Origin of the sequence: Nocardioides sp., assembly GCF_035429765.1 — a bacterium.
In the GTDB taxonomy this organism is placed as follows: Bacteria; Actinomycetota; Actinomycetes; order Propionibacteriales; family Nocardioidaceae; genus Nocardioides.
In genome coordinates, this window is record NZ_DAOMFK010000315.1 from 1 (window position 1) to 2,190 (window position 2,190).

The following is a 2,190-nucleotide window of genomic DNA, read 5'->3' on the forward strand; positions in this document are numbered from 1 at the left end:
CGACGCCGCCGGCGGCGACCGACGCGGCCGGCAGTCCGCCGCGCTGCTGGTGGTCCGCGAGGGAGCGGGGTACGGCGGCCACGACGACATCGCCGTCGACCTCCGGGTCGACGACCACGGCGACCCGGTCACCGAGCTGGCGCGGCTGCTGGACCTCAGCGACTTCTACCTCACCGCCTCGACCGAGGAGGAGAAGGTTCCGGTCACACCCGCGCTGGCCGAGGAGCTGGAGGCCACCGCCCACCGCCTGGGACAGCCGGACTTCCACGCCTGGGTGGGCACCGAGAACTACGAGATGCGAGTCGCCCCCGACGGGTCCTGGGTGGACCGGCGGGTGCTGGAGCTGCTCCGCGAGGCCGGGGAGGTGCACGAGTGAGCATCCTGGCCATCGACGCCGGCACCACCGGGGTCACCGCGGTCGTGGTCACCGAGCAGGGAACGGTGGCCGGGAAGGGCTACCAGGAGTTCCACCAGCACTTCCCCCGCCCGGGTTGGGTGGAGCACGCGCCCGAGGAGATCTGGCAGGCCACGCTGGAGGCCACGCGGCAGGTCCTGGCGGCGTACGCCGGCCCGCCACTGCGGGCGGTCGGCATCACCAACCAGCGCGAGACCGTGATGCTGTGGGACCGGGAGACGCTGGCTGCCCCCCGCCGGGCCATCGTGTGGCAGGACCGCCGGACGGCCGGCATCTGCACCCGGCTGCGCGAGGCCGGCCACGAGGACCGGGTCAGCGAGCTCAGCGGGCTGCGCCTGGACCCGTACTTCTCCGGCACCAAGCTCACCTGGCTGGCCGAGAACGAGCCGCACACCTGGGCGCTGGTCGAGTCGGGCCGCTACGCGGTCGGCACCGTCGACTCCTACCTCGTGGCCCGGATGAGCCGGGGCACCTGGCACGTCACCGACGTCTCCAACGCCTCGCGGACGCTGCTGTTCGACCTCGCCACCGGGGACTGGTCGCCCGAGCTGTGCGACCTGTTCGGCGTGCCCCGCGCGGCGCTCCCGGAGCTCGTGCCGAGCTGGGGCGAGCTGGGCCGGACGGACCCGAGCGCGTTCTGCGGGCTGGACCTGCCGGTCTGCGGCATCGCGGGTGACCAGCAGTCGGCGCTGTTCGGCCAGACCTGCTTCGACGTGGGCGACTCCAAGTGCACCTACGGGACCGGCTCGTTCATCCTCACCAACACCGGCCCGACCCTGCGCCGCTCCCCCGCCGGGCTGCTGTCCACCGCGGCGTGGCGCTCCCCCGACGGCACGCTCACCTACGCCAACGAAGGCTCGATCTTCGTGACCGGTGCCGCGGTGCAGTGGCTGCGGGACGGGCTGCAGATCGTCGGCTCGGCCGCAGAGACCGAGGCGGTGGCGGCCAGCGTCCCCGACAGCCAGGGCGTCGTGTTCGTGCCCGCCCTCACCGGGCTCGGCGCACCGCACTGGGACCCGCACGCCCGGGGCCTGATCATCGGGCTCACCCGGGGCACCAGCCGCGCCCACCTGGTGCGGGCCACGCTGGAGGCCATCGCGTTCGAGGTCCGCGACGTGCTCGACACCATGGAGATCGGGACGGCGGCGCTGCGTGTGGACGGCGGCGCCTCCGCCAACAACCTGCTCTGCCAGATCCAGGCCGACCAGATCGGCGTCCCCGTCGAGCGACCCCGGATCGTGGAGACCACCGCGCTGGGAGCGGCCTTCCTGGCCGGGCTGGGGGCCGGCGTCTGGGAGTCCACCGACGAGCTGCGCGCCACCTGGGCCCTCGACCGGCGCTTCGAGCCGGGGAGCGACCGGGCAGCGGCCGACGCGGCGTACGCCCGGTGGGTCGAGGCGGTCGGCCGCTCGCGGGGCTGGGCCGACTGACCCACCACCCTCAGCCGGGGGCTAGCTGCGCGAGGGCCTGACGAGCAGCCTCCACGCGACGCTGCGCCGCGGCCTCCGCGGCCGAGGCGGCGGCGAGCCCGTCCTCCTCCTCGAGCAGCTCGTCGTCGTTGGCCTCCGCACGGGTCTCGAGCTCTGCCACCCGGCGCCGCAGCTCGTCCAGCTCGCCCTGCAGCTGCAGGGTCTCCGCCCGCCGCTCCTCGACGCGTGCGCGGGCCGCCTCGTGCTCGCCCTGCGCGCGGGACAGCTCCTGCTCGGCGTTGGCGACCGCCTCCTCGGCCGCGAGCCGGGCCGCGTGGTCCGGCTCGGGCGCAGGCAGCAGGCGCA

General features: G+C 74.8%; 2 protein-coding genes and 1 pseudogene. 2 read left to right on the forward strand and 1 reads right to left on the reverse strand.

All coding sequences use genetic code 11. The annotated features are described in order from the left end of the window. Together PLP61_RS16660 and glpK are read left to right on the forward strand one after the other, a co-directional pair. Positions 1 to 376, forward strand: a 376-nt coding sequence (locus PLP61_RS16660; protein ID WP_324503895.1) for a DUF1028 domain-containing protein, incomplete at its 5' end; no start/stop codon positions are given. Next, entirely contained in the window at positions 373 to 1,845 is a 1,473-nt protein-coding gene (gene glpK, locus PLP61_RS16665; RefSeq protein ID WP_324503897.1) for a glycerol kinase GlpK, read from the forward strand. The genes PLP61_RS16660 and glpK, both read left to right, overlap by 4 nt. Before the next feature lie 10 nt (positions 1,846 to 1,855). Here the strand turns inward: glpK and PLP61_RS16670 are convergent. Then, positions 1,856 to 2,190 (reverse strand): annotated as a pseudogene (locus PLP61_RS16670) (hypothetical protein); the annotation flags it as partial.